Here is a 24,950-nt window from a genome sequence, read left to right as displayed (position 1 = left end):
CTCAAATCGATCCGATGGCAGCGAAGAAGTTTGGATCAGGGGAGAATGATCATGCGCTTCTTGATCGCAGCAATTTCAATCGCAGCATTTCTTGTCAGTGGCGACGTGGCCTTGGCCGACAAGCGTGTTGCCTTCGTGGTCGGCAACTCCGCCTACAAGAATGTCCCGCAGCTTCCCAACCCGGCGATCGATTCGAAGGCGATGGCCAGGGTGCTTCGCAATGTCGGCTTCGATGTCGTCGAGGGCTCCAACCTCACCCGCGATGCCATGACGGCAAAGCTCCTGGAGTTCGGCAAGAAGAGCGAAGGCGCCGATGTCGCCGTGTTCTTCTATGCGGGTCACGGCATCGCCGTGAACGGCACCAATTACCTGTTGCCGATCGACGCCGACCTGAAATCCGAGATGGACGTCAAGCTGGGTGCGGCGATCAACGTCGACATCACGCTCGATCAGACCATGGCGGACGCCAAGGTGAAGCTCGTATTCCTGGATGCCTGCCGCGACAACCCGTTCGCGGCCAAGATTCGTTCGGCCAAGGCAACGCGCTCGGTCAACGTGCAGACCGGCCTTGCCGAGATGAAATCGGGCGAGGGTACGCTGATCGCGTTTGCCACCGGCCCTGGCCAGACCGCTCTCGACGGCGAGGCTGGCACCAACAGCCCGTTCACCCGCGCGCTCGTGGCCAACATTGCCCAGCCCGGCCTCGAGATCCAGCAGGCGATGACCAAGGTCCGCGCCCAGGTCAGCGACGAGACCAACAAGGGGCAACTGCCCTGGGGCCACACCAACCTCACCGGCAACGTCTATCTCAATCCGGTCGGCGTGCCGGCCGTTACCGCGAGCGACGCCCCGAGCGAACCGGCATCGGCTGCGACCCGGCAGGGCGCAGACGTCGAGCTCGAGTTCTGGCGCTCGATCAAGGATTCCAACAAGGTGGAAGAGCTCAACGCCTATCTCACCAACTATCCGAACGGCACGTTCAAGGCGATTGCCCTCGCTCGCATTGCGGCGCTGCAGGACGGGCCTTCGAACACCACGCGCAACCTGTCCGCCGGGGTCGATCCCGCGACCTTCACCGAGGAAGCCAGCCAGGTCACCGAAGATCAGATCGGTCTCGACAAAGGTCAGCGCCGCGACGTGCAGCGTCGCCTTACCGGGCTCGGTTTTGACGTGAAGGCGACAGGTAAATTCGACGACGAGACCCGTTCGGTGCTCAAGCGGTGGCAGGCGGCGCGTGGCTACCCCGCCACCGGCTACCTCAACAAGCTTCAGCACAAGGCACTGCTGTCGGAGATCGTGTCGACCCGCGCTGCCTCCTCCGAGCAGGCCGACGACGAGCCGGCGCGCCGGCACTCCTCCGGCGGTGGCCGCCGCTATCATGGTGGCGGCGGCGGCGGCGGTGGCGGCCCGATGGGCGGCCCGGGCGGCCTCTTCGGCGGCATGATGGGCGGATTGTTCGGCCGTCGCTGACAAGCAGACAGGCAAAGCGGAGGCGGCCTGATCCGGGCCGCCTCTTCGTTTTGGAAGCCGTGCTTGACGATGGTCGCAAAGCGGTCGTCGCGCGGCCCGGCTGCGAACAAGAAATCGGCCAGATGGGCGCCTAGCAACCCCCTTTACCCCGGAAGAAGCGCTAGCCGGGCGAAGGGAGCCGGTTCCGAACAGTGCCAAGGCCCAGTGAGTATCAGTTCAATCGTGGCGGCCCGCCGGATCGGACGACTTCGCAGAGTTCAATGCCCATCTATATCGGCGCGGCGATGATCGCGGTCGCGATCCTGCTGTCGACATTGATCACGGGTCTCACCAATCGCTATGTCGGCCTGGAAGGCGTGACCGAGGACAATATGTGGCTGGTCGATCGCCTGACCGGCAGCGTCTATCGCTGCCAGGCGACCGACCGCGGCAAGGCAGCCTGCGAGCCTGATATCGCGACCGGCAGCGTCGGCGACCGCACCAAGGGATCGAAGCGCGGCCCTTGAGCCGGCCAGCTCTGGCCGGGTTCGGCCGCGCTGTCAGCAGGTGGCAGCGCGGCGTTTTCTTTGCCGTTGTTTCTTTGCCTCCTTGCGAATCCGGCTACATTGCCGCTCGCAATGTCCCGCACGCCCGACCCACTTCCGCTTCAGATGTCACAGGCACGGCAGATCTGGCTGCGCGCGCAGCGGCTCGACACGCGCGAGCCCTTTGGCGCGGGCGCGCAGGCGGTCGCCGAAGCCATCGCCCATCTCGGCTATGTGCAGATCGACACGATCAACGTCATCGAGCGTTGCCATCACCACATTCTCTATAGCCGTATCCCGTCCTATCGCCGCGCCGATCTGCGCCACGCCCAGAGCGTTGACAGGAGCGTGTTCGAATACTGGACGCATGCGCTGTCCTACGTGCCGACGAGCGACTTCCGCTTCTTCCTGCCGGCGATGCGTGAGCACCGGCGCGACGGACACAAATGGTTCGCATCGGTGACCTCGGCCGACATGCGCAAGGTGATGCGGCTGGTGCGGGCCGGCCCGCTGACGATCCGCGACATCGAGGATGACGTCCTCACCGAGAAGGAGCATCTGTGGCAGAGCCGCAAGCCCTCGAAGCGGGCGCTGCAACTTGCCTTCTACACCGGTGCCGTCACGATCAGCGAACGTCAGGGCATGCTCAAGACCTATGAGCTGATGACGCGCCATTTCGGCTGGGACAAGCTGCCCAAGCCGGCCTCCGCGAAGGACAGCACGAACTACCTGCTCGACCGCGCGCTGCGGTCGCAAGGGCTCGTGAGCCTCGATTCGATCTGCCATCTCGACGCGCCGCGCAAGCAGGCGGTGGCGCGCCTGATCGCATCACGGGTCCGACGCGGCGAGCTGGTGCCGATCGCGCTCGAGGGCGCCGGCAAGCAGGAGCATTGGGTGGCGCCGTCAGCGTTGGAGCCGGGCGAGGGCGCGCCGCCGGATCTCGTGCACATCCTCTCACCGTTCGATCCCCTGATCATCCAGCGCAAACGCACCAGCCTCATCTTCGGCTACAACCATCTGTTCGAGGCTTATGTGCCGAAGGCCAAGCGCAAGCTCGGCTATTTCGCGCTACCCGTGCTCGTCGGCGACGAGATCGTCGCCGCGCTCGATTTGAAGGCCGATCGGCAGAACAAGAAACTCCTGATGCAGAAATGGACCTGGGTCAGCAACGGCAAGAAGACTGCGGGGCGTAAGGAGCTGAAGCGCAGGATCGAGGACGAGCTCGATCGTTTCGAGCGGTTTCAGTTAGCGGAGCAAGATGCGGCTGCGTAGCGTCGTAGGGTAGGTTAGCGAAGCGTAACCCACCGCTTTACTTTCCGAGGGGACAGAGAAGAGGTGGGTTACGCCTAGCGGACTGCGCTTCGCGCAGCCGCAGGGCTAACCCAGCCTGCGCAGCGCGACAAGACGATCAATCCAAACGCCGACAACAATCCCCACGCCATACGCCACCACATTCCACAGCGAGAAGATGCGGCCGAGCAGCAGCGCGCCCGCGGTGGTGAGCCGGAACGCATCGAGCCAGGGCGTATGCACCAGGCGGGATAGTTCGACGACGACCGCGGTCGCCGCCGCAATGCCCGCAATCTGTGCCCGCGTCAGGCGCGGCAGCAAGGCTCCGACCAGGAAGAACACCATAGTCGCCCACAACAGCGAGCCGCCATATTTCACGACGAAGGCGGAGAGACCGAGCGGAAGGCCATACCAGCGCAAGGCGAGGCCGCAGGCGATCACGACGAGGGCGAGGGCCGCGCGGGTCAGCGACACCTGCAACGGCGCAACAGGGTTGGTCGATTGCGTTCCGTGCATTGCTCGCTCCATTGACTCTTTCGCCGCGATGCCCAAAACCGCCCTCAGGCTGAGAAAAAACAGCAACCAAGGGGGACGCCATGAGCCAGACCACCACCTTTGCGGGTTCCGCAGGCACTGCCAAGAACCCCAACAAGAGCGCGATCGAGACCTCGACCATCCGCGCCATCTCCTGGCGCCTGATTCCATTCCTGGTGCTGGCCTACTTCTTCTCCTATCTCGACCGCGTCAATCTCGGCTTCGCCGCGCTGACCATGAATGCGGAATTGAAGTTCACGCCGCTGATCTTCTCCTGGGGCGCCGGCATCTTCTTCATCGGTTATTTCATCTTCGAGGTGCCGAGCAATTTGGCGCTGGAGAGATTCGGCGCGAGCCGCTGGATCGCCCGCATCATGGTGACCTGGGGCGTGATCTCGGCGCTGATGGCCACGGTGAACGGGGTGACGAGCTTCTATGTCCTGCGCTTCCTGCTTGGCGTCGCTGAAGCCGGCTTCTTCCCCGGCATCATCCTTTATCTCACCTATTGGTACCCTGCCGAATATCGCGCGCGTTTCCTTGCGGCCTTTGCCATCGCGGTGCCGGTCTCGACCGTGATCGGCGCGCCGATCTCGGGCCTGCTGCTCGGTCTCGATGGCGTGCTGGGCTTGCAGGGCTGGCAGTGGCTGTTCATCATCGAGGGCGTGCCATCGGTGCTGCTCGGCATCGTCACCTGGTTCTATCTCACGGACAAGCCGGAGAAGGCGGACTGGCTGTCGGCCGAGCAGAAGGCGTGGCTCAAGGCCCGGCTTGATTCGGAGATCGCGGCCAAGCAGGCGGTGAAGCACCTATCGCTCGGCGAGGCCCTGTCGTCGCCGAAGGTGATTACGCTGAGCCTGATCTACTTCGGCTTCGTCGGCGCGCTCTACGGCATGCAGTTCTGGCTGCCGCAGATCGTGAAGGCGTTTGGCCTCACCAATGCGCAGACCGGCTTCGTCACCGCGATCCCGTATCTGTTCGGCACCGTCGCCATGATCCTGTGGGCGCGGCATTCCGACGCCACGCGCGAGCGCGTGATGCATGTCGGCGCGCCGCTGCTCCTGACCGCCGTCGCGCTCGCCGTCTCGTCCTATCTCACCGACCCGACCCTGACGATGGTGGCGCTCACGGTGGCCGCGATCGGCGTGTTCTGCTGCTTCGGCGTGTTCTGGACCCTGCCGACGGCCTGGCTGTCCGGCATGGCGGCCGCCGGCGCCATTGCTCTGATCAACTCGATTGGCAATCTCGCCGGCTTCGCCGGGCCCTATCTGATCGGCTGGGTCAAGGAAGCCACCGGCCAGACCTCGACCGGCCTCCTGGTCCTCGCCATTCTGCCCCTGATCGCCGGCGTCCTGGTGTTCGTCGGCGGCCACGAGAGCGAGCACGAGTTCGCCGGCGAGCCAGGTAACTAGCTTCCGTCGCCCTGGCGAAAGCCAGGGCCCATAACCCGCGGCCCGGCTCGGGGCACGCGGGCGAATGCTTTTCTTTGAGCAACCGACTTCTGGGGTAATGGGCCCTGGCTTTCGCAAGGGCGACGAGAGGGGGAGTTACTCTCCCTTAACGCTCACGTTTTTCTGATGACTGACGATTATTGACTTTTATCAGTGATTAGTCGACATTCCTCCCCAGCACAGCCGCAGGAGTGTCCGATGTTCGTCCGGTCGATTTTGTCGAGCTATTCCAGACTCTTGGCCGGTGCCACCCTGGCCCTGATGGCGGTGGCGCTGGCCGGATGCAACGACACCGTGGCGCAAAAGGCCGAGCCGCCGCGGCCGGTTCTGGTCGCAACCGCTCATTATGAGGCCGATACGCCGGAGCGCAGCTTCGTCGGCACCATCAGGCCCCGGATCGAGAGTGATCTCGGTTTTCGCGTGGCCGGCAAGGTCGCCAAGCGCCTGGTCGAGGTCGGCCAGACCGTCGAAGAGGGCCAGCCGCTCGCGACTCTCGATGAAGTCGATCTGAAGCTGCAGGCCGAGCAAGCCGTGGCCGAGCAGACCGCGGCTACCGGTGTGCTCGCCCAGGCCGCCGCCGCCGAACAGCGCGCCAAGGATTTGAAGGCCAAGGGCTGGACCACTGATGCCCAACTCGACCAGAGCCGCGCATCGGCTGACGAAGCCCGCGCGCGCCTCGACCGCGCCGTGCGCTCGGTCGAGCTGACCAAGAATTCCCTTTCCTACGCGACGCTCAACGCCGACGCCCGCGGCGTCGTCACCGCAACGCTGATCGAGCCCGGCCAGGTGGTCGCCGCGGGCCAGGCTTCGATCCGCGTCGCCCGCTTTGCCGAGAAGGAAGCGGTCGTCGCGATCCCTGAGACGCTGGTCGGACGCGCCAAGTCGGGCGTCGCCAGCGTCACTCTTTGGTCGGAGCCCAACAAGAAGTATGCCGCCAGGCTGCGTGAGATCGCGCCTGCCGCCGATCCCGCCACGCGCACCTATCTTGCAAAATTCTCGCTGCCCGAAGCCGACGACAAGGTCGCGCTCGGCATGACGGCGACACTGACGTTGTCCGATGCCGCCACCGAGCGCGTCGCGCGGCTGCCATTGTCGGCGCTGTTCAACGAAGGCGGCAAGCCCTCGTTCTATGTCGTCGGCGATAACGGCGCCGTCGCGCTGAAGCCGGTCACGGTGAAATCCTACGAGAGCAACGACGTCGTCATCACCAGTGGCGTGGAAGAAGGCGCGAAGATCGTTGCTCTCGGTGTGCAAAAGCTCGATCCGAACATGAAGGTCCGGATCGTGTCCTCGCTGTCGTTCTAGTCACACCGTTTGTTATTGCGAGGAGAGTTTTCCGCCTGCGCGCGAATGCAAGGGCGGAAGCGGCGAAGCGATCCAAATCTGCCCAGCCCCTTGGGTCGCTTCGCCACCTCGCAATGATGGGTTCAAATTATCTCGTTCTCGGCAATTGGGTCATCTCTGGAGAGAGTGCGATGAAGCGCTTCAACCTTTCAGCCTGGGCCGTCAGCCACCCGACGCTGGTCCTGTTCCTGATGATCGTGCTCGGCGCCGCCGGCTTCTTCTCCTATCAGAAGCTTGGGCGCGCCGAGGATCCGTTCTTCACGGTGAAGGTGGTCAACGTCTCCGTGATCTGGCCGGGTGCGACCGCGCAGGAGATGCAGACCCAGGTCGCCGATCCCATCGAGAAGAAGCTGCAGGAGCTGCCCTATTTCGAGAAGGTGCAGACCTACTCGAAGCCCGCCTTCACTGCGATGCAGGTGACCTTCCGCGACAACACGCCGCCGAAGGACGTGCCGTATCTCTTCTATCTCTTGCGCAAGAAGCTCGTCGACGTGCAGGGCCAGTTGCCCGCCGGCATTCTCGGGCCCGTCGTCAATGACGAATTCTCCGACGTCGATTCCATCCTCTATATGATGACCGGCGACGGCGCCGACTATGCGCAGCTCAAGAAGACCGCCGAAGGTTTCCGCCAGCGCCTCCTTAAGGTTCCCGGCGTGACCAAGGTTGACATCTACGGCACGCAGGACGAGCGCATCTATGTCGAGTTTTCGCACGCCAAGCTTGCGACCCTCGGTATCACGCCGCAAGCGCTGTTCGATTCGCTTGCCAAGCAGAACAACGTGACCCCCGCCGGCACGGTCGAGACGTCGTCGCAGCGGGTGCCGTTGCGCGTCACCGGTGCGCTCGACGGTGCCAAGGCTGTTGCCGAAACGCCGGTCGAGAGCAACGGCCGCGTGTTCCGCCTCGGCGACATCGCGACCGTCACCCATGGCTATGTCGATCCGCCGAGCTTCGTCGTGCGCCAGGAAGGCAAGCCCGCGATCGGCATCGGAGTCGTCACCGCAAAGGGCGCCAATATCCTCGAGCTCGGCAAGGACGTCGAGAAGGCGACCAGCGAATTCATGAAGGCCGTGCCGCAGGGCATCGACGTCGAGCTGATTGCCGACCAGCCCAACGTGGTCGAGCATGCGGTCGGCGAGTTCGTGCATTCCTTCGTCGAGGCGCTCGCGATCGTCTTGTTCGTCTCTTTCGTCGCGCTCGGCTGGCGCACCGGCATCGTGGTCGCGCTGTCGGTGCCGCTCGTGCTCGGCATAGTCTTCATCGTCATGAACTCGATGTCGCTCGACCTGCACCGCATCTCGCTCGGCGCGCTGATCATCGCGCTCGGCCTGCTCGTCGACGACGCCATCATCGCGGTCGAGATGATGGTGGTGAAGATGGAGCAGGGCTGGGACCGCGTCCGCGCCGCGTCCTTTGCCTGGGAATCGACCGCGTTTCCGATGCTCACGGGAACGCTGGTCACGGCCGCCGGCTTCCTCCCCATCGGCTTTGCCAATTCGGCAGTCGGCGAATATGCCGGCAGCATCTTCTGGATCGTGGCGATCGCACTGGTCGCCTCTTGGTTCGTCGCGGTGATCTTTACGCCCTATATCGGCGTCAAGCTGCTCCCCAACATCAAGGTGCATCACAATCACGATCCGCACGCGGTCTATGAGACCCGCATGTACCGCGGCCTTCGTGCGATCGTGCAATGGTGCGTCAATCACCGTATCACGGTGGTGGTCGCGACCGTGGGCGTCTTCGCCGCCTCGATCGTCGGCTTCGGCCACGTGCAGCAGCAGTTCTTCCCGCTGTCCGAGCGGCCCGAGCTGTTCCTCCAGCTCCGCCTGCCGGAAGGCACCGCCTTCAACGTCACCGAAAAGACGGTGAAGGATGCCGAGAAGCTGCTCAGGGATGACCAGGACATCGCGACCTACACGGCCTATGTCGGGCAGGGCTCGCCGCGCTTCTGGCTCGGCCTCAATCCGCAGCTTCCGAACGAGGCCTTTGCCGAGATCGTCATCGTCGCCAAGGGCGTCGAGGCGCGCGAGCGCATCAAGGCCAAGCTCGAGAACGCCGTCGCCGACGGCGCGCTCAACGAAGCCCGCGTCCGCGTCGACCGCTTCAATTTCGGTCCGCCCGTCGGCTTCCCCGTGCAGTTCCGCGTGATCGGGCCCGATCCCAACAAGGTGCGCGAGATCGCCTATCAGGTCCGCGACGTCATGCGGCAGAACAAGAACGTCAAGGACGTCCAGCTCGACTGGAACGAGCAGTCGCCGTACCTCAAGCTCGTCGTCGACCAGGATCGCGCGCGTGCCATGGGCCTCACGCCGCAGGAGGTCTCGCAGTCGCTCGCGATGCTGATCTCCGGTGCGCAGGTGACGACCGTGCGCGACGGCATCGAGAAGGTCGGCGTGGTCGCCCGGGCGATCCCGTCCGAGCGGCTCGACCTCGCCCATGTCGGCGATCTCACCATCACCTCGCGCAATGGCGTCGCCGTGCCGCTGCAGCAGATTGCCAAGATCGAGTATTCCCACGAGGAGCCGATCCTGTGGCGGCGCAACCGCGACATGGCGATCACCGTGCGCTCTGACGTCGTCGACGGCGTCCAGGCGCCCGACGTTACCAGCCAGATCACGCCGAAGCTGCAGCAGATCAAGGACGCCCTCGAGCCGGCCTACCGCATCGAGCCGGGCGGAGCGTTCGAGGAATCCGCCAAGGGCAACGCCTCGATCTTCATCCTCTTCCCGGTGATGGTCATGGTGATGCTGACGCTTCTGATGATCCAGCTCCAGAGCTTCTCGCGCCTGTTGCTGGTGTTTCTGACCGCGCCGCTCGGTATCGTTGGTGCGTCCCTCGGACTCAACGTCGCCAATCAGCCGTTCGGCTTCGTCGCACTGCTCGGCCTGATCGCGCTCGCCGGTATGATCATGCGCAACACCGTTATTCTGGTTGACCAGATCGAGACCGACGTCTCCCATGGCCTGACCCGGCGCGAGGCGATCGTGGAGGCAACCGTCCGGCGCGCGCGTCCGGTGGTGCTGACCGCGCTCGCCGCGATCCTCGCCATGATCCCGCTGTCGCGCTCGGCGTTCTGGGGCCCGATGGCGATCACCATCATGGGTGGACTGTTCGTTGCGACCTTCCTGACGCTGCTGTATCTGCCGGGCCTCTATGCCCTGTGGTTCCGCAAGAGCCTCGACGAGGCTGGAACGGCCGGGCAGCCGGAAGTTGCGCCGCAGCATGGCAGCGATGCCGAGCCCGCATTTCCGCTTGCTGAAGCGGCTGAATAGATCAAGAGTGAGTACTGACGAGTCCTGACAGATGACACTGGTTTCGGAACATATCGAAAGCGACACCCGGGAGCGTATTCTCGAGGTGGCCGAGCGGCTGTTCCGGCAGATCGGCTACCAGAAGACAACTGTCGGCGACATCGCCAAAGAGCTCAGAATGAGCCCGGCCAACGTCTATCGCTTCTTCGAATCGAAGAAGGCGATCCATCAGTCAGTGGCCCGGGCGTTGATGGGCGAGGTCGAACTCGAGGCGCAGCGGATCGTGGCCCAGCCCGGTCCGGTGCGCGATCGCTTCCGGCAGCTTCTGACCACCATCCATCGGATGAACACCGAGCGTTATGTCGGTGATTCCAAGCTGCATGAGATGGTTGAGATCGCGATGCAGGAGGACTGGGACGTCTGCGTCGCCCATATGGAGTGCATCGCCTCGATCATCGGCCAGATGATCGCGCAAGGTGCCGCCTCCGGCGAATTCGAAGCACCAGACCTGCAACTGGCCTCGCTGTGTGCCTGCACCGCGATGATGCGCTTCTTCCACCCTCAGATGATCGCCCAATGTGCCACCAAGCCGGGCCCGAGCATCGACCAGATGATTGATTTCGTGATCGCGGGCCTCTCGCCGCGCCACTGACGCGGTTTGCCCCCAATAATTTGTGTTGACCCTCATTCCGGGCCGATGCCAAGCATCGAACCCGGAATTTTCATGGCAAATCGGTTCAACACACTCCGTCGTTGCGAGCGCAGCGAAGCAATCCAGAATCCTTCCGCGGATGCATCTCGGGCGCCGATGGCCGGCAGGCCAACGCATGGCTGACGCTCGGCGAGGTGGTTGCCGTCCACATCGACAAGGCCTTTATCAAGGATGGCGTCTATCAGACGGCTGCGCCGCGTCCGATCGTCCGTGTAGGCCGGCGCGGCGACTATTTCGAAATCAAGCCGGAAAACATGTTCGAGATGGTGAGGCCGGATTGATCTTGCCTCGCTCTCGTCGATGCATGGCCCGGATGGAGCGCAGCGAAATTCGGGTTATTCTTGCACGCCGGGTTATTCTTGCACGGCTCCACGGATTGCGCTTCGCTCCATCCGGGCCACGAAAACATCTTCACACGGGACACGCATGACCGAACAGACCAGCACCGAACCGCGCGGCGATCTCTGCATCCGCACGCTCGCGATGCCCGCCGACACTAACGCCAATGGCGACATCTTCGGCGGCTGGCTGCTCAGCCAGATGGATGTCGGCGGCGGCGTGTTCGCCTCGAAAGTCGCGAAGTCGCGCACCGTGACGGTCGCGATCGAGGCGATGAATTTTCGTAAGGCGGTCTATGTCGGGGATCTCGTCTCGGTCTACGCCACCCTCGTGCGCGTGGGACGCACCTCGCTCACCGTGCGCCTCGAAGCCTGGGCGCTGCGCCGCGGAGAGCAGCATCCGTTTCTCGTCACCGACGGCAATTTCACCTACGTCTCGATCGACGATCACGGCCGTCCGCAGACCGTCAACCGCACCGCGCCGCCGATCGCGACGTAAGCGCGCGCGGCGCCGTGGCGCATGTGGTGATTAACGCATGTGGTGATCGTGCGCCGCGGATGTCGCGGCTTCGCCAAGAACAAGTCATAAAACGGATGAGGTCGCAGCGTACTCCATTGCGTGTCGATTCGGGGTGGAAACGGCCGCAATACCCATAGGAACCTTTGGGTAGGAGCACCGTTATTTGCCCGCACTCGAGGAATCACGGGCAATGCCGGACAGCTACATCATCGAAGTCAATTCAAAGACCGCAGGTATCGTCGTACGCAATCCGGAAGGATACCGCTTCTTCGCTTCCTCCCATCGCTTCAACCGCCTCGAAGGCCAGATCTTCCGCAATGCCCGCGAAGCCGAACGCGCAGCGCGACGGTTGGTGAATGGCGATTTGAAGGAAGCGGCGTGACGCGTCGCGGAATGCGGAAGCGTAGTTGAGATGCGCCAACCGCGATTCCGCTGCACCTTCTCCCGCAAGGGGAGAAGGGAAGAGAAGCATCACAGCTTCGTCGCGGCGCGCGACAGCAGCTTCCAGTCGTCGCCCTGCTTCTGCCAGTTCATCAGGATGTGAAGGTTGGTCGGCACTTTTTTCCCATCGGCTGCCATTTCCTGCTCGGCGATCCAGTGGAAACGTACGATCGCGGCGGGGCCGACGACCTTGATGGTCGGGTCCTTGTACTCGATCGACAGGAATTTCGACTTTCCATCCGTGGCGTTGGCGATGAAGGTCGCCTTGTCCTCGACCTTGCCGCTGGAATGGCTGTAGCTGAGATCATCCCAGCAGAGCGCGCCGAGCGCCTTGGGATCCGCTGCGATCTGGGCGAGGCGAAACGCCTCGACTTGTTTTGCGACCGTTTCCTCGTCCGCCGAGCCAGCGAGCACGGGAGCCGCGGTGAGGGTTGCAAGTGCCAGGGCTGAGACGGCCAGTTCGCGCCGATTGATGGTCATCGTTTTCTCCTTTTTGCTCTTGCAGGTAGTGTTGCAGCCGCCCACAGATTTGTCGAGTGTTTCACTCCCGGCATTCCTCGGCTATTGGTGCGTCCTGACGAAGAGGAATCGATTGAAATGTCGCAAGCCACGGGCCAGGCACTGCTGTTCGACATCGACGGCACGCTGGCCGATACCGACGCGCTGCACCGCGAGGCGTTCAACCAGATCTTCGGCCCGCGCGGTCATGTATTCGACCACATCAGGTTTTCGAAGGAGCTGCAGGGCTTCTCCAATGCGTCGATCGGCGAGCGGTTTCTGCCGCGGGAATCGCTCGAAGCCCGCGCAGCGATCCTTGACGAGAAAGAGCACATCTTCCGTACGCTGGTGGCCGGGCAGATCAAGCCGGTGCCGGGCCTGATGGCGCTGCTCGACAAGGCGGACGCGACGGGCATTCCAATGGTCGCCGTCACGAATGCGCCGCGGCTGAATGCCGAAATGCTGTTGTCGGGCCTCGGCATCATGAATCGCTTCAAGGCGATCGTGATCGGCGACGAACTGCCGCACGGCAAGCCGCATCCGCTGCCTTATCTGGAAGGGCTTCGCTTCGCCGGCGCTGCCGCCCATGCCTCGATCGCATTCGAGGATTCCCGCTCCGGAATTCAATCGGCTGCGGCCGCGGGCATACCGACGATCGGCATGCGAACCTCGCTCAGTCACGACGATCTGGTCGCCGCCGGTGCCGTCGCCTCGGCCGGCGCTTACGATGATGACACCCTGATGAAGCTGGTCGCGGCCGCCATGAAGTGGTGAGGGCAGGGCGCCGGTGCACTGTCGTTAACTTTACCGTGCTCTCTCGTTGACCACGGCGTCGAACCGCCGCACCATGCAAAACTCTGATGTGAGGTTGCCGCCCATGACCGGATTGACCCATCGCCAGGCCGAAATTCTCAATATCGCCCGCGCCTCGGGCCGGGTGATGGTCGAAGAGCTCGCGCGCCGCTTCGAAGTATCGGCGCAGACCATCCGGAAAGATCTCAACGATCTCTGCGAGCGACGCTCGCTGACCCGCATCCATGGCGGCGCGATCATCGCCTCGGGCGTCGAAAATCTCGCCTACGAGGCGCGGCGCTTCGTTGCCGCCGACGAGAAGAAGGCGATCGGCGCCGCGGCCGCCTCGCTCATCCCGAACGGCTGCTCGCTCTTCATCAACATCGGCACCACGACGGAAGAGGTGGCAAGTGCGCTGACCTCGCACGAGGACCTGCTCGTCATCACCAACAACCTCAACGTCGCGATGCTGCTCTATCGCCATCCCCGCATCGAGGTGGTGGTCGCCGGCGGCACGGTGCGGCGCGCCGACGGTGCGGTGGTCGGCTCGACCGCGACGCAGCTCATCGGCCAGTTCAAGGTCGACTATGCCATTATCGGCGCATCCGCGATCGACGAAGAGGGCGCGCTGCTCGATTTCGACTATCGCGAGGTGCAGGTGGCGCAGGCGATCATTGCGAATGCGCGCAGCGTCATGCTGGTCGCGGACTCAACAAAGCTCCGCCGCAGCGCGCCGGTGCGCATCGCTCATATCAGCCAGATCCAGACGTTCGTCACCGACCAGGAGCTCCCTGAGCGCCTCGCCACGATCTGCCACAGCAAGGGCATCGAGGTTGTGGAGGCGATGCCGAAGGGCTCGCCCGACGACGACGCGGCGACGGAACCCACACAGGATTCCGCGCCGGAGGCGGCGCCGGTGGTGCGGTTGAGGTAGCGCGTTTCGCTTACCTGGAATGGCGGCAGTGCTCACCGTTTCATCCGATTGCCCAGTAAAGCCCCCCTAATTGCCCACGAAAAAAGTTCCATCTTCGCTTCCTTTCGCCTTGCTTTCGTTTTCGGTTCTGATCTAATCGAAACCGAAAGCAAAATCGCCCAAGCGAACGGGCGATCGCCGGGGGATGCGTCTGTTGGAGCGTATTTTCGATCTCGCCATCATTGGAGGCGGTGTTAACGGTTGCGGCATCGCGCGCGATGCGGTCGGCCGCGGCAACACGGTTTTCCTGTGCGAAATGAACGACCTGGCGAGTGGAACGTCGTCCTGGTCGACCAAGCTCGTACATGGCGGCCTGCGCTATCTCGAATATTACGAATTCCGCCTGGTCCGCGAGGCGCTGATCGAGCGCGAGATCCTCTGGGGCGTGGCGCCCCATATCATCCGTCCCCTGCGTTTCGTTTTGCCGCATCACGCCGGCCTGCGTCCGGCCTGGCTGCTCCGTCTCGGTCTTTTCCTCTACGACCATATTGGCGGCCGCCATCTGTTGCCGGCGACCCGTTCGGTCGATCTGACCAGGGATGAAGTCGGCCGTCCGCTGATCCCGAATCGCTATTCGCGCGCTTTCGAATATTCCGACTGCTTCGTCGACGACGCCCGCCTCGTCGTCCTCAATGCGCGCGATGCCGCCGACAAGGGCGCGGAGATCCGCACCCGCACCCGGGCCACCGAAATCCGCCAGTCCGACGGCGTCTGGACCGTCAGCATGGTCGACACCATCACAGGCGTGCGTTCGACGATTCGCGCCCGTGCGCTGGTCAATGCCGGCGGCCCCTGGGTCGAGGACGTGCTCGGGCGCGGCGCCGGCGTGAATGCCAAGGCAAAAGTCCGCCTGGTGCAGGGCTCGCACATCGTCGTCAAAAAGCTCTACGACCACGACCGCGCCTACATGTTCCAGAACGCGGACGGCCGTATCATCTTCGTCATTCCCTACCAGGACGACTTCACGCTGATCGGCACCACCGACCGCGACTATGACGGCGATCCGGCCAAGGTGAAGGCGACGCCGGAAGAGATCCAGTATCTCTGCACCGCCGCGAGCGAATATCTGGCCAAACCCGTGAAGCCCGAGGACGTCGTCTGGACCTATTCCGGCGTGCGCCCGCTCTATGACGACGGCGCCAGCGAGGCCAAGGCCGCGACCCGCGACTACGTGTTCGAGCTCGACACGCCCGGCGGCGTGCCGCTGCTTTCGATCTATGGCGGCAAGATCACGACCTACCGCCGTCTCGCCGAAGAGGCACTCGAGCGTCTGGCGCCTTACTTGCGCAGCGCCAAGGCGCGTGAGGGCTGGACCGGCAAATGGCCGCTTCCCGGCGGCGACATGGACGTGTCGGCCGTCGATGCCCTGATCGCGGACCTCCAGCGCGGCTATCCCTTCCTTTCCGTCGAACATGCCCGCCGTCTGGCGCGGGCCTATGGCACCCGTGCCATCAAGCTCCTGGGCGACGCCAGGTCGGCGGCCGATCTCGGCCAGTCCTTCGGCGCCACGCTGACGGAACGCGAGGTTCGCTATCTCATGAACAACGAATGGGCGGTGACCGCCGAGGATATCGTCTGGCGGCGCTCCAAGCTTGGCCTGCGACTAAGTGCCGATCAGATCGCGGCACTTGACGACTGGATCGCCAGCCATGCCGTGCCGCAGAGTCCCCTGCTCGAAGCAGGAGGACGCTCATGACCGTCACATTGGATCACGTCAGCCGCTCCGTGGATGGCGTTCCTCACATCCGCGACGTCTCGCTGACACTCGAGGGCGGCACGCTCAACGTGCTGCTCGGGCCGACGTTGTCGGGCAAGACCTCGATCATGCGGCTGCTTGCGGGGCTGGACAAGCCGACCACCGGCAGGGTCCTGGTCAACGGCAAGGACGTCACCGGCATCGACGTGCGCCAGCGCTCCGTCGCGATGGTCTACCAGCAGTTCATCAACTACCCCTCGCTCACGGTCTATGAGAACATTGCCTCGCCGCTGCGCGTGCAGGGCAAGCCGCGCGGGGAGATCGAGAAGCGCGTCGCTGAGGCCGCAAAGCTGCTGCGGCTCGAGCCGTTCCTGAAGCGCACGCCGCTTCAGCTCTCCGGCGGCCAGCAGCAGCGCACCGCGATCGCGCGCGCGCTTGTGAAGGGCGCCGATCTCGTGCTGCTCGACGAGCCGCTCGCCAATCTGGACTACAAGCTGCGCGAGGAGCTGCGTGCCGAGCTGCCGCGCATCTTCGAGGCCGCGGGCTCGATCTTCGTTTATGCGACGACGGAACCGTCCGAAGCGCTGCTGCTCGGTGGCAACACCGTCTGCATGTGGGAGGGCCGGGCGCTCCAGATGGGCGAGACCTCCAACGTCTATCGCCGCCCGCAGACGCTCCGCGTTGCGCAGGTATTTTCGGATCCGCCGCTCAATCTGGTCGGCATCGAGAAGAAGAACGGGCAGGTCGCCTATGCCGGCGGCAGCTCGGCGCCGGCCTCCGGCCTCTATGCCGGACTTGCCGACGGCCCCTATCGTGTCGGCTTCCGCGCCCACCAGCTCGGGCTCGCCAATGGGCAGACCGATCGCCACGCCTTCCACGCCACAGTGACGGTGACCGAGATCACCGGTTCGGAGAGTTTCGTGCATTTGACCCGCGACGGATTGAACTGGGTTGCGGTGCTGCACGGCGTGCACGAGTTCGAGCCGGGTCAGACGCTCGACGCCGTGCTCGATCCGCAGGACGTCTTCGTGTTCGACGCGGCCGACCGCCTGGTCGCCGCGCCCGGCTCCATAAGCACGTGAGGGAGGTGCGCCATGGCCCGCATTGACCTCGTCGATCTCGCGCACTCCTACGGCGGCAATGATGCTGCGCCCGAAAGCTTTGCGCTGAAGCCGGTGACCATGACCTGGCGGCAGGGGGGTGCCTATGCGCTGCTCGGGCCTTCAGGCTGCGGCAAGACCACGTTGCTCAACGTCATCTCCGGCATCATCACGCCCTCGCGTGGAAAAATCCTGTTCGACGGCAAGGACATCACACCGCTGTCAACCCAGAAGCGCAACATCGCCCAGGTGTTCCAGTTTCCGGTGATCTACGACACCATGACGGTGGGGGAGAACCTGGCGTTTCCGCTGAAGAACCGCGGCGTGCCGAAGGCCGATATCGACAAGCGCGTGGCCCAGATCGGTCGCCTGCTCGATCTCGAGCCCTATTTGAACCGCAAGGCGACGCGGCTCACCGCCGACGCCAAGCAGAAGATCTCGCTCGGCCGGGGCCTCGTGCGCAACGACGTTGCCGCCGTGCTGTTCGACGAGCCGCTGACGGTGATCGACCCCGAGCTGAAGTGGCAGCTCCGCTCGAAGCTGAAGGCGCTGCATCGCGAGCTCGATCTCACGATGATCTACGTCACCCACGACCAGACCGAAGCGCTGACCTTCGCCGACACCGTGGTGGTGATGCACGATGGCCGCGTGGTGCAGAGCGGCACGCCGGCCGAACTGTTCGACAAGCCCGCGCATACCTTTGTCGGCTACTTCATCGGCTCGCCCGGCATGAACATCATGCCGGCGGAGGTGAAGGGCCGCGAGGCGCGGATCGACGGCCACGTCATCGCGCTCAACCGCAGCTACGACAATCTGCCCGCGGGAGCCAAGATCGAGATCGGCGTGCGTCCGGAGTTCGTCGACGTGGTCGCGCCGGCGCCGGGGCTGCTCACCTCGAAGATCGACCGGATCGACGATCTCGGCCGCATCCGCTTCGCCCGCGTGCGCGTCGGCGATGCCAAGCTCGCTGCCCGTGCGCCGGGCGGCTTCACCAGCTCCGACGGCTCCGCCGGGCTGAAATTCGATCCGTCCCATGTCCACGTCTATGCGGACAGCCTTCTGGTGGAGGGAGCTGCCTGATGGACAAGACCATCAATCAAAAAGCCTGGTTCCTGGTCCTGCCGGTGTTCCTGGTCGTCGCCTTCTCCGCGGTGATCCCGCTGATGACGGTGGTGAACTATTCGATGCAGGACACTTTCGGCAACAACCAGTTCTTCTGGAACGGCGTCGGCTGGTTCAAGGAGCTGCTCGATCCCTCGACCGATCTCGGCGGCCGCTTCCTGGCCTCGCTCGGCCGCAACCTGTTCTTCTCGCTCGTCATCCTCGCCATCGAGGTGCCGCTCGGCATCGTCATCGCGCTGTCGATGCCGCGCGAGGGCTGGACGGTGGCCGCCTGCCTCGTGATCCTCGCTCTCCCGCTGCTGATTCCGTGGAACGTGGTCGGCACGATCTGGCAGATTTTCGGCCGTCCCGACATCGGCCTGCTCGGCTACACGCTGAACAGCCTCGGAATCAATTACAACTACGTCTCGAACGAAATCGACGCCTGGGTCACCGTCATCGTCATGGACGTCTGGCACTGGACGAGCCTCGTCGCGCTCTTGTGCTACGCCGGCCTGAAGTCGATTCCGGACGCCTATTACCAGGCGGCGCAGATCGACGGCGCCTCGCGCTGGGCGGTGTTCACTGCGATCCAGCTGCCGAAGATGAATCGCGTGCTGCTGATCGCGGTGCTGCTGCGCTTCATGGACAGCTTCATGATCTACACCGAGCCGTTCGTCGTCACCGGCGGCGGTCCCGGCAACTCCACGACCTTCGTCTCGATCGAGCTCGTCAAGATCGCGCTCGGCCAGTTCGATCTCGGCAAGGCCGCCGCTTTGTCGCTGGTCTATAACCTGATCATCCTGATCGTCTGCTGGGTGTTCTACACCGTGATGACCAATGCCGGCGTCGAGCGCAAAACGCTGGCCGAGAAAGAGCCCGCGGCGGAGCTCAAGCCCGCCGGTGCGCTCCAGCCCGCGCATGCGCTGCAGCCCAAGGAAGGAGTGGCCTGATGCACTCGATCCCCGGCCGACGCGTCATCATGGCGCTGTTCCTGATCTTCCTGCTGCTGCCGATCTACTGGCTCGTCAACATGAGCTTCAAGACCAACAGCGAGATCGTCTCGACGATGACGCTGTGGCCGCATGCGCCGACACTGCAGCACTACAAGCGCATCTTCACCGACGAGAGCTGGTATTCCGGCTACATCAACTCGCTGGAATACGTCGTCCTCAACACCCTGATCTCGATCACGGTGGCGTTGCCGGCGGCTTACGCCTTCTCGCGCTACCGTTTTCTCGGCGACAAGCACCTGTTCTTCTGGCTGCTGTCGAACCGCATGGCGCCGGCCGCGGTCTACGCGCTGCCGTTCTTCAACCTCTATTCGGCGATCGGCCTGTTCGATACGCCGTGGGCCGTCGCGCTCGCGCACTGCATCTTCAACGTGCCGCTCGCGGTTTGGATCCTCGAAGGCTTCGTCTCCGGCGTGCCGCGCGAGATCGACGAGACCGCGTTCCTCGACGGCTATTCCTTTCCGCGCTTCTTCGTGAAGATCCTGATCCCGCTGATTGCAAGCGGCATCGGCGTCGCCGCCTTCTTCTGCTTCATGTTCTCCTGGGTCGAGCTGCTGCTCGCGCGCACGCTCACGTCGGTGCAAACCAAGCCCATCGCTGCGATCATGACGCGCACGGTCTCCGCGGCGGGCATGGATTGGGGGCTGCTCGCTGCCGCCGGCGTGCTCACCATCATTCCGGGCGCGCTCGTGATCTGGTTCGTCCGCAACTACATCGCGCGTGGTTTCGCGCTCGGCCGGGTGTAACGCGCATGATCCCGAAAAGTGGACACCGGTTTTCGGATCAGATCATGCGCAAGGAGCAATAACCATGGAATCCATCGCATGGATGGCCTGGACGATACCGACCGCGATCTTCTTCGGCGCGCTTGCCTGCACGCTCGCAGTGATGACGTATCTTGCCGCTGTCTATCCCGAGGCAGAGCGCGTCGGCGTACTGCGCATTCCGACCACGCGCGGCGATCGCCTGTTCATCTCGCTGATCGCAGCCGCCGTCATCCATCTCGCGTGGATCGGCCTCGTCGGCACCGACACGATCGCGACGCTGCCGATCGGCGAGGAAGGGTTTGAACTGTCGAGCCTGTGGCTCGCATCAGGAATTTCGCTTGTCACGGCCGCGCTCATATTCCGCACGGTCTGAAGCTCGCGAAGAAGACCAGATCCGGGGTCAACCCGGGCCTGTTAGAGTTTGTCGCTGCAACGGAGGAACAACATGCGACAGTTTAGGAGAAGGAAAGGTCCATTGACCAAGATCAGCTTTCTGACGGTATCTAGTGCCGCAGCTATCATTGCGGCTGCATTCTCGACCTCGGCGCCGGTTCGCGCCGCCGATGACGCCACGATCCAGAAGTGGATCGCGGAATTCCAGCCCTCGACGCTGTCGAAGGACGACCAGAAGAAGGAGCTCGAGTGGTTCGCCAAGGCCGCCGAACCCTTCAAGGGCATGGAAATCAACGTGGTCTCGGAGACGATCACGACTCACGAATACGAGTCGCAGACGCTCGCCAAGGCGTTCACCGAGCTTACCGGCATCAAGCTCAAGCACGACATCATCCAGGAAGGTGACGTCGTCGAGAAGCTGCAGACCCAGATGCAGTCCGGCAAGAACGTGTACGACGGCTGGATCAACGACTCCGACCTCATCGGCACGCACTTCCGCTACGGCCAGACCATCGTGCTGTCGGATTACATGACCGGCGAGGGCAAGGACGTCACCGACCCCATGCTCGACGTCAATGACTTCATCGGCAAGTCTTTCGGCACAGCGCCGGATGGAAAGCTCTATCAGCTTCCCGACCAGCAGTTCGCGAACCTCTACTGGTTCCGCTACGACTGGTTCACCAACCCCGACTACAAGGCCAAGTTCAAGGCCAAGTATGGCTACGAGCTCGGCGTGCCCGTGAACTGGTCCGCCTATGAGGACATCGCCGAGTTCTTCACCAACGACATCAAGGAGATCAACGGCGTCAAGGTCTACGGCCATATGGACTATGGCAAGAAAGACCCCTCGCTCGGATGGCGTTTCACCGACGCCTGGCTCTCGATGGCCGGCAACGGTGACAAGGGCATTCCGAACGGTCTGCCGGTCGACGAATGGGGCATCCGCATGGAAGGCTGCCGTCCGGTCGGCTCGAGCGTGGATCGCGGTGGCGACACCAACGGTCCGGCCTCGGTGTACGCCATCTCGAAGTATCTCGAGTGGCTGAAGAAGTATGCCCCGCCGCAGGCGCAAGGCATGACCTTCTCCGAGTCGGGGCCCGTCCCGGCGCAGGGTAACATTGCCCAGCAGATCTTCTGGTACACCGCCTTCACCGCCGACATGGTGAAGCCGGGCATCGCCGTGATGAACGCGGACGGTACGCCGAAGTGGCGTATGGCTCCGTCTCCGCACGGCTCGTACTGGAAGGAAGGCATGAAGCTCGGCTACCAGGACGCCGGCTCGCTCACGCTGTTGAAGTCGACCCCGGCTGACCGTCGCAAGGCGGCCTGGCTCTATCTGCAGTTCATCGTCTCCAAGTCGGTGTCGCTGAAGAAGAGCCATGTCGGTCTCACCTTCATCCGTGAATCCGACATCTGGGACAAGTCGTTCACCGAACGTGCTCCCAAGCTCGGCGGTCTGATCGAGTTCTACCGCTCGCCCGCGCGCGTGCAGTGGACCCCGACCGGCAACAACGTGCCTGACTATCCGAAGCTCGCGCAGCTCTGGTGGCAGAACATCGGCGACGCGTCGTCGGGTGCCAAGACCGCGCAGGCCGCGATGGACTCGCTCGCTGCTGCACAGGACGCCGTCATGGAGCGCATCGAGAAGTCGGGCGTGCAGGGCGCCTGCGGTCCGAAGCTCCACAAGAAGGAGTCGGCCGAGTACTGGTTCGCCAAGGCCGAGAAGGACGGCACCATCGCTCCGCAGCGCAAGCTCGCGAACGAGAAGCCGAAGGGCGAAACGATCGACTACGACACGCTGATCAAGTCGTGGCCGGCCAGCCCGCCCAAGCGCGCGGAAGCGAAGTAAGCCTCGCGCATCACGTCATCCAAAACGAAAGGCCGGGAGCGATCCCGGCCTTTTTCTTTTGCGCTGTGCGCTGCGCCCTCCAATTGTCCGCCGTCATCGTCCGCGAAAGCGGACGATCCAGTACCGCGGCTCATCGGTTCCATCTCGCTGCCGGCTTCACCTTCCCGGAGAGTGACGACGGCGCAGGATGCGGCGAAGGGCCCCGGGTCCGGCCCATCGATCGGCACCCGCTTGACTCCGTCCGGTCTCAAATCCATGATTAGCATAATGCGATCGAAGTAATCGCATAGCAATTAATACGAAACATGCGGTCGGGGCCACTGGCGGCCCCATCCGGGAGGCCGGTTGATGGCATTGATCGAGGCGTTCAAGCGCCTGCTGGGCGACACAGCCGTGCTGACGCGCGAGGAGGACCTTGCGGCTGTCACCGAGGATTGGCGCGGCCGCTTTCGCGCCCCCGCGCTCTGCGCTGTGCTTCCGGCAAGCACCGAGCAGGTCGCAGCCATCGTCCGCCTCTGTGTCGAGAGTGGCACGCCCGTGCTGCCGCAGGGAGGCAACACCAGCCTGTGTGGCGGCGCGACGCCGTCAGAACTCTCCGGGCCACCGGTCATCGTCCTCTTGACGCGCATGCGCCGCATCAGGTCGATCGATCCCGTCAACAACACGATGGAGGTCGACGCCGGCTGCGTGCTCGCCACCATCCACGAGACGGCCGCGGCGGCGGACCGGCTTTATCCGGTGAGCCTCGGCGCCGAGGGCTCCTGCCAGATCGGCGGCAACATCGCCACCAATGCCGGCGGCACGGGCGTGCTGCGCTATGGCAACACGCGAGACAACGTGCTCGGCCTCGAGGTCGTGCTCCCCGACGGCTCGATCTGGGACGGCCTCTCGGCGCTGCGCAAGAACAACACCGGCTATGACCTCAAGCATCTCTTCATCGGCTCGGAAGGCACGCTCGGCATCATCACCGGTGCCGTCCTGAAGCTGCATCCGTTGCCGAAGGCGGAAGCCGTGGCGTGGCTCGCCGTGGACAATCCGCAACGCGCGCTCGACATGCTGGGCCTGTTCCAGGCCGCCTGCAACTCGCGGCTCTCGGCCTTCGAGCTCATGAATGCCAGGCAGATCGAGCTGGTGCTCGAACAGGTTCCCGGCCGCCGCTGTCCGGTCGAGCGGATCGACACCTGGCATGTCCTGGTCGAACTGTCCGACACCGGAAACGCCGAAGAGCTCGCCGCTACGATGCAGGCCGTGCTCGAGCGCGCGCTGGAGGCCGGCATCATCAGCGACGGCGTCGTCGCTTCGAGCGAAGCGCAGCGCAAGGCGATGTGGCTGGTGCGTCACAGCGTGTCGGAAGCCAACAAGAAGGCGGGCGTCGGCCTGACTTCGGACACGGCGGTTCCCGTGTCGGCCGTACCGCCCTTTATTGAAAGGGCGATGGCGGCGGTGCGCGCCATCGTACCGGATCTGGCGTTCGTGATCGTCGGTCATATGGGCGACGGCAACATCCATTTCATTCCGTTCTTTGGCTTCGCCGAATGGGACGCGCTCGATGATCGCGACGTCGTCGCGCAAAAAATCCGCCGCGCGGTCAACGACGTCGCGAGCTCGCTGCGCGGCACCTTCAGCGCCGAGCACGGGGTCGGACGCACGCTGACCGGCGAGATGTCCCGTTACAAGCAACCCGTCGAGCTCGCGCTGATGCGTGTCGTGAAACAGGCCTTCGATCCAAAGGGGCTCTTCAATCCCGGCCGCGTTCTGCCATCGCCATCCATTGCAACATCACACAGAGGGGACTGACATGAGCCATCTTCCGAAGATCCTCACCTCCCGCCGCCGCCTGCTTCTCGGTGCCGGCGCCGGTGCCGTCGCGCTTGCCGCGCCGGCCGTATGGTCTCCGTCGCGCGCCGCAGGAAAACGCATCGTCGTGCGCGACGACGGCGGCATCTACACCAAGGCTTATGGCGCGGTGTTCTATCGTCCGTTCACCGAAGCGACGGGCATCGAGGTGGTCGGGGTGCAGGCCAATGCCGAGCCGGTCGCGCAGATCAAGACGATGGTCGATACCAAGAACTACACCTGGGACATGGCCAAGATCAGCTGGCCCGCGATCCTGCTGCTGACCACCGGCAGCAAGCAATATCTCGAAAAGCACGGCCTCGAATCCGAGCCCGTCATCAAGTCGATCCCCGCCGAATTCATGTCGCCCTATGGTGTCGGCACCAACGTCTACACCACCGTGCTTGCTTACCGCACGGACGCCTTCAAGGGCCGCAAGGCACCGCAGTCCTGGGCCGATTTCTGGAACGTGGCGGAGTTTCCGGGACGGCGCGCCGTGCGCAAGCATCCGTTCGACACGATCGAGGAGGCCTTGATGGGCGCCGGCGTGCCGACCGCGCAGGTCTATCCCTGTGATCTCGACAAGGCCTTTGCCTCGCTCGACAAGATCAAGCCTTCCGTCGCGGTGTGGTGGACCAGCGGCGCACAGGTCGAGCAGATGCTGACCTCGGGCGAGATCGATTTGCTGCCGACCTGGGTGTCGCGTCCCCAGGCTGCGCAGGCGGCCGGCGCACCGGTCGAGATCGTCTGGAATCAGGGCATCTGGGGCGGCGACAATTGGTCGATCCTCGCCGGCACGCCGAATGCGGATGCCTGCCGCGAGTTCATCAAGTTCGCCTCCGATCCGAAGCGGCAGGCCGCGCTGATGGAGTATTTCCCCGCCGGCCTCACGCAGCCGGAGGCCTTCAACTACGTCAAGCCGGAGCTCGCCAGGAATTGTCCGACCTATCCGGACAACATCAAGGCCGGCCTGAAGATCGATGCGAAGTTCTGGTACGACAACCAGGCCGCCGTCATCGAGCGCTTCAATAGCTGGATCCTAGCTTGAATCGTCGCGATC

General features: G+C 63.8%; 22 protein-coding genes and 1 pseudogene. 21 read left to right on the top strand and 2 right to left on the bottom strand.

What is annotated here, in order from left to right:
* Positions 1-51: 51 nt before the first annotated feature.
* From ACV1FX_RS02820 to ACV1FX_RS02810, 3 genes are all read left to right on the top strand, one after another.
* Positions 52-1,470 carry a caspase family protein gene (locus ACV1FX_RS02820; RefSeq protein ID WP_473116020.1) on the top strand — a complete coding sequence of 473 codons (1,419 nt, stop codon included), beginning with the start codon at positions 52-54 and terminating at the stop codon, positions 1,468-1,470.
* 260 nt (positions 1,471-1,730) lie between these two features.
* Positions 1,731-1,976, top strand: a complete 246-nt coding sequence (locus ACV1FX_RS02815) for a hypothetical protein (RefSeq protein WP_473116019.1) — start codon at positions 1,731-1,733, stop codon at positions 1,974-1,976.
* Positions 1,977-2,087: 111 nt separating this feature from the next.
* Positions 2,088-3,266, top strand: a complete 1,179-nt coding sequence (locus ACV1FX_RS02810) for a winged helix-turn-helix domain-containing protein (protein ID WP_473116018.1) — start codon at positions 2,088-2,090, stop codon at positions 3,264-3,266.
* A gap of 105 nt (positions 3,267-3,371) precedes the next feature.
* Here ACV1FX_RS02810 and ACV1FX_RS02805 read toward each other — a convergent pair whose 3' ends face one another.
* Entirely contained in the window at positions 3,372-3,800 is a 429-nt protein-coding gene (locus ACV1FX_RS02805; protein WP_473116017.1) for a ribosomal maturation YjgA family protein, read from the bottom strand.
* Between the two features lie 80 nt (positions 3,801-3,880).
* Between ACV1FX_RS02805 and ACV1FX_RS02800 the strand changes: the two genes are divergently transcribed.
* From ACV1FX_RS02800 to ACV1FX_RS02770, 7 genes and pseudogenes are all read left to right on the top strand, one after another.
* Entirely contained in the window at positions 3,881-5,227 is a 1,347-nt protein-coding gene (locus tag ACV1FX_RS02800) for an MFS transporter (RefSeq protein WP_473116016.1), read from the top strand.
* Between the two features lie 237 nt (positions 5,228-5,464).
* The gene (locus ACV1FX_RS02795) at positions 5,465-6,571 is read left to right on the top strand and encodes an efflux RND transporter periplasmic adaptor subunit (RefSeq protein ID WP_473116015.1); all 1,107 of its coding nucleotides are present in this window, start codon (positions 5,465-5,467) and stop codon (positions 6,569-6,571) included.
* A gap of 170 nt (positions 6,572-6,741) precedes the next feature.
* On the top strand, positions 6,742-9,882 hold the full coding sequence (locus ACV1FX_RS02790) for an efflux RND transporter permease subunit (RefSeq protein ID WP_473116014.1): 3,141 nt from the start codon (positions 6,742-6,744) through the stop codon (positions 9,880-9,882).
* A 31-nt stretch (positions 9,883-9,913) separates the two neighbouring features.
* Positions 9,914-10,513 carry a TetR/AcrR family transcriptional regulator gene (locus ACV1FX_RS02785; RefSeq protein ID WP_473116013.1) on the top strand — a complete coding sequence of 200 codons (600 nt, stop codon included), beginning with the start codon at positions 9,914-9,916 and terminating at the stop codon, positions 10,511-10,513.
* 143 nt (positions 10,514-10,656) lie between these two features.
* Positions 10,657-10,854, top strand: a pseudogene (locus ACV1FX_RS02780) (flavin reductase family protein); the annotation flags it as partial.
* Positions 10,855-10,999: 145 nt separating this feature from the next.
* The gene (locus ACV1FX_RS02775; protein WP_027522776.1) at positions 11,000-11,410 is read left to right on the top strand and encodes an acyl-CoA thioesterase; all 411 of its coding nucleotides are present in this window, start codon (positions 11,000-11,002) and stop codon (positions 11,408-11,410) included.
* Positions 11,411-11,621: 211 nt separating this feature from the next.
* Positions 11,622-11,813 carry a hypothetical protein gene (locus tag ACV1FX_RS02770; protein ID WP_473116012.1) on the top strand — a complete coding sequence of 64 codons (192 nt, stop codon included), beginning with the start codon at positions 11,622-11,624 and terminating at the stop codon, positions 11,811-11,813.
* 89 nt (positions 11,814-11,902) lie between these two features.
* Here the strand turns inward: ACV1FX_RS02770 and ACV1FX_RS02765 are convergent, their stop codons facing one another.
* The gene (locus ACV1FX_RS02765; RefSeq protein WP_473116011.1) at positions 11,903-12,352 is read right to left on the bottom strand and encodes a nuclear transport factor 2 family protein; all 450 of its coding nucleotides are present in this window, start codon (positions 12,350-12,352) and stop codon (positions 11,903-11,905) included.
* A 117-nt stretch (positions 12,353-12,469) separates the two neighbouring features.
* Between ACV1FX_RS02765 and ACV1FX_RS02760 the strand changes: the two genes are divergently transcribed.
* From ACV1FX_RS02760 to ACV1FX_RS02710, 11 genes are all read left to right on the top strand, one after another.
* A complete protein-coding gene (locus tag ACV1FX_RS02760; protein WP_473116010.1) occupies positions 12,470-13,144 on the top strand; it encodes an HAD family hydrolase in 675 nt (224 codons plus the stop codon).
* A 103-nt stretch (positions 13,145-13,247) separates the two neighbouring features.
* Positions 13,248-14,096, top strand: a complete 849-nt coding sequence (locus ACV1FX_RS02755) for a DeoR/GlpR family DNA-binding transcription regulator (RefSeq protein WP_458193863.1) — start codon at positions 13,248-13,250, stop codon at positions 14,094-14,096.
* Positions 14,097-14,280: 184 nt separating this feature from the next.
* Positions 14,281-15,831 carry a glycerol-3-phosphate dehydrogenase gene (gene glpD / locus ACV1FX_RS02750; protein WP_473116009.1) on the top strand — a complete coding sequence of 517 codons (1,551 nt, stop codon included), beginning with the start codon at positions 14,281-14,283 and terminating at the stop codon, positions 15,829-15,831.
* Complete coding sequence (locus ACV1FX_RS02745) at positions 15,828-16,913, top strand: ABC transporter ATP-binding protein (RefSeq protein ID WP_473116008.1); 1,086 nt, start codon at positions 15,828-15,830, stop codon at positions 16,911-16,913. The genes glpD and ACV1FX_RS02745 overlap by 4 nt, the downstream gene beginning before the upstream one ends.
* A gap of 12 nt (positions 16,914-16,925) precedes the next feature.
* Entirely contained in the window at positions 16,926-18,011 is a 1,086-nt protein-coding gene (locus tag ACV1FX_RS02740) for an ABC transporter ATP-binding protein (RefSeq protein ID WP_473116007.1), read from the top strand.
* On the top strand, positions 18,011-18,985 hold the full coding sequence (locus ACV1FX_RS02735) for a carbohydrate ABC transporter permease (protein WP_473116006.1): 975 nt from the start codon (positions 18,011-18,013) through the stop codon (positions 18,983-18,985). Before ACV1FX_RS02740 ends, ACV1FX_RS02735 begins: the two co-directional genes overlap by 1 nt.
* Complete coding sequence (locus ACV1FX_RS02730; protein WP_473116005.1) at positions 18,985-19,791, top strand: carbohydrate ABC transporter permease; 807 nt, start codon at positions 18,985-18,987, stop codon at positions 19,789-19,791. Before ACV1FX_RS02735 ends, ACV1FX_RS02730 begins: the two co-directional genes overlap by 1 nt.
* A gap of 64 nt (positions 19,792-19,855) precedes the next feature.
* Positions 19,856-20,185, top strand: coding sequence for a DUF2160 domain-containing protein (locus ACV1FX_RS02725; protein WP_473116004.1), 330 nt, complete (start codon positions 19,856-19,858; stop codon positions 20,183-20,185).
* Between the two features lie 72 nt (positions 20,186-20,257).
* Entirely contained in the window at positions 20,258-22,054 is a 1,797-nt protein-coding gene (locus ACV1FX_RS02720; RefSeq protein ID WP_473116003.1) for an ABC transporter substrate-binding protein, read from the top strand.
* Between the two features lie 348 nt (positions 22,055-22,402).
* Positions 22,403-23,851, top strand: a complete 1,449-nt coding sequence (locus tag ACV1FX_RS02715; RefSeq protein ID WP_473116002.1) for an FAD-binding oxidoreductase — start codon at positions 22,403-22,405, stop codon at positions 23,849-23,851.
* 1 nt (position 23,852) lies between these two features.
* Complete coding sequence (locus tag ACV1FX_RS02710; protein WP_473116001.1) at positions 23,853-24,938, top strand: ABC transporter substrate-binding protein; 1,086 nt, start codon at positions 23,853-23,855, stop codon at positions 24,936-24,938.
* The last annotated feature ends 12 nt before the right edge of the window (positions 24,939-24,950 follow it).

This window comes from Bradyrhizobium ingae (genome assembly GCF_055791185.1).
The sequence above is the reverse complement of the archived record's forward strand: the minus strand, read 5'-3'. Positions and strand labels throughout refer to the sequence as shown.

Coding starts and splice junctions, on each gene's coding strand:
- ACV1FX_RS02820 (WP_473116020.1), top strand. CDS start 52: ATGCGCTTCTTGATCGCAGCAATTTCAATCGCAGCATTTCTTGTCAGT.
- ACV1FX_RS02815 (WP_473116019.1), top strand. CDS start 1,731: ATGCCCATCTATATCGGCGCGGCGATGATCGCGGTCGCGATCCTGCTG.
- ACV1FX_RS02810 (WP_473116018.1), top strand. CDS start 2,088: ATGTCCCGCACGCCCGACCCACTTCCGCTTCAGATGTCACAGGCACGG.
- ACV1FX_RS02805 (WP_473116017.1), bottom strand. CDS start 3,800: ATGCACGGAACGCAATCGACCAACCCTGTTGCGCCGTTGCAGGTGTCG.
- ACV1FX_RS02800 (WP_473116016.1), top strand. CDS start 3,881: ATGAGCCAGACCACCACCTTTGCGGGTTCCGCAGGCACTGCCAAGAAC.
- ACV1FX_RS02795 (WP_473116015.1), top strand. CDS start 5,465: ATGTTCGTCCGGTCGATTTTGTCGAGCTATTCCAGACTCTTGGCCGGT.
- ACV1FX_RS02790 (WP_473116014.1), top strand. CDS start 6,742: ATGAAGCGCTTCAACCTTTCAGCCTGGGCCGTCAGCCACCCGACGCTG.
- ACV1FX_RS02785 (WP_473116013.1), top strand. CDS start 9,914: ATGACACTGGTTTCGGAACATATCGAAAGCGACACCCGGGAGCGTATT.
- ACV1FX_RS02775 (WP_027522776.1), top strand. CDS start 11,000: ATGACCGAACAGACCAGCACCGAACCGCGCGGCGATCTCTGCATCCGC.
- ACV1FX_RS02770 (WP_473116012.1), top strand. CDS start 11,622: ATGCCGGACAGCTACATCATCGAAGTCAATTCAAAGACCGCAGGTATC.
- ACV1FX_RS02765 (WP_473116011.1), bottom strand. CDS start 12,352: ATGACCATCAATCGGCGCGAACTGGCCGTCTCAGCCCTGGCACTTGCA.
- ACV1FX_RS02760 (WP_473116010.1), top strand. CDS start 12,470: ATGTCGCAAGCCACGGGCCAGGCACTGCTGTTCGACATCGACGGCACG.
- ACV1FX_RS02755 (WP_458193863.1), top strand. CDS start 13,248: ATGACCGGATTGACCCATCGCCAGGCCGAAATTCTCAATATCGCCCGC.
- glpD (WP_473116009.1), top strand. CDS start 14,281: ATGCGTCTGTTGGAGCGTATTTTCGATCTCGCCATCATTGGAGGCGGT.
- ACV1FX_RS02745 (WP_473116008.1), top strand. CDS start 15,828: ATGACCGTCACATTGGATCACGTCAGCCGCTCCGTGGATGGCGTTCCT.
- ACV1FX_RS02740 (WP_473116007.1), top strand. CDS start 16,926: ATGGCCCGCATTGACCTCGTCGATCTCGCGCACTCCTACGGCGGCAAT.
- ACV1FX_RS02735 (WP_473116006.1), top strand. CDS start 18,011: ATGGACAAGACCATCAATCAAAAAGCCTGGTTCCTGGTCCTGCCGGTG.
- ACV1FX_RS02730 (WP_473116005.1), top strand. CDS start 18,985: ATGCACTCGATCCCCGGCCGACGCGTCATCATGGCGCTGTTCCTGATC.
- ACV1FX_RS02725 (WP_473116004.1), top strand. CDS start 19,856: ATGGAATCCATCGCATGGATGGCCTGGACGATACCGACCGCGATCTTC.
- ACV1FX_RS02720 (WP_473116003.1), top strand. CDS start 20,258: ATGCGACAGTTTAGGAGAAGGAAAGGTCCATTGACCAAGATCAGCTTT.
- ACV1FX_RS02715 (WP_473116002.1), top strand. CDS start 22,403: ATGGCATTGATCGAGGCGTTCAAGCGCCTGCTGGGCGACACAGCCGTG.
- ACV1FX_RS02710 (WP_473116001.1), top strand. CDS start 23,853: ATGAGCCATCTTCCGAAGATCCTCACCTCCCGCCGCCGCCTGCTTCTC.